The organism is Streptomyces sp. WELS2 (assembly GCF_013870595.1).
Lineage (GTDB): Bacteria > Actinomycetota > Actinomycetes > Streptomycetales > Streptomycetaceae > Streptomyces.
The window spans coordinates 1-1,335 of sequence record NZ_JACBWZ010001252.1 but is presented as its reverse complement, the minus strand read 5'-3'; the positions used below and the strand labels follow the sequence as shown (position 1 = coordinate 1,335).

The 1,335-nt window shown below is 74.5% G+C and carries 1 protein-coding gene; it reads left to right on the top strand.

The features are described 5' to 3' along the window. Nucleotides 1-18: 18 nt before the first annotated feature. Nucleotides 19-1,335: polyketide synthase dehydratase domain-containing protein (locus tag H5J33_RS35470; protein ID WP_181798751.1), on the top strand; the 1,317-nt coding region annotated here is incomplete at its 3' end.

The following is a 1,335-nucleotide window of genomic DNA, read 5'->3' as shown; positions in this document are numbered from 1 at the left end:
GCCAGGACAGGCGTGCGGGTGCCCTCGTATCCCTTCCAGCACCAGCACTACTGGCTCCAGCCCACCACCCCGGCACCGACCGGTGACGGCCGGATCGACCACCCGCTGCTGCGGGACGCCATGGAACTCCCCGACGACAACGGCGTGGTGCTGACGGGACAACTCGCCACCGCCGCGCAGCCCTGGCTCACCGAGCACGTCATCTCGGGCTCGCCCCTGCTGCCCGCCGCGGCCTTCGTGGACTTGGCGCTCCGGGCCGGCGAACACGTCGGCTGCCCGGCCGTCGAGGACCTCACGCTGGAGACACCACTGGTGGTCGCGGACGGCGTACGGGTGTCCGTGACCGTCGGCCCCGACCGGGAGGGCCGGCGCGGCGTCTCGATCCACTCGCGCGCGGACGGCGAGTGGGTACGGCACGCCACCGGCACCCTCGGCGTCGTACCCGTCGCACCACGGGAACCTTGGGCACGGCAGTGGCCGCCGCACGCCGAAGCCGTCGACCTCGACGCCTTCTACGACAACCTGGCCGACGCCGGATTCGCCTACGGTGGGGCCTTCCAAGGTCTGCGAGCGGCCTGGCGCGACGGCGACACCCTCTACGCGGAGGTGGCCGTACCCTCCGGCGACACCCGCTTCGCCCTGCACCCCGCCCTGCTCGACGCCGCGATCCAGACCGTGACCGTCGCCGACGACCGGGCGAAGATGCCGTTCGCCTTCGCCGGGATCTCCTGGTGGCGCGGCACCGAGCACGCCAGGGTCCGGCTGACCGTGACGGGCCAGGACACCTGCGCTATCGCCCTCGCCGACCAGTCGGGCGCGCCGGTCGCCGAGATCGCCTCGCTGACCCTGCGCCGGCCGGCCGGGGCCACCGCGCAGGAGGTGCCGTACCAGGTGGCGTGGCCGGCCCTGGAAGCGGCGACCACCGAACCGGACATCCCGGTCCACCACGCCACATCGCCCGTCGAGACCCTGCGGGTGATCCAGGAGTTCCTCACCACGGACACCCCGCGCATGGTGGTCGCCACGCGCAACGCCGTGCCGGTTCGTCCGGGCGAGGACGTCGACCCGCGGGGCGCCGCCGTCTGGGGCCTGGTCCGGTCGGCCGCCACCGAGCACCCGGGCCGGTTCGTGCTGGTCGACGCCGGGGACGGTGACGAGGTACGGCTGGCCGGTGACGAACCCCAGCTCGCGATCCGCGCCGGCGCCGTGCACGTCCCCCGCCTCGAACGGGCGCGGACCGAACCGCTGCCGTCGCCGCTCAGCCCGGAGGGCACGGTGCTCGTCACCGGCGGCACCGGCACCCTGGGCGGCACGATCGCCCGGCACCTCGCCGTA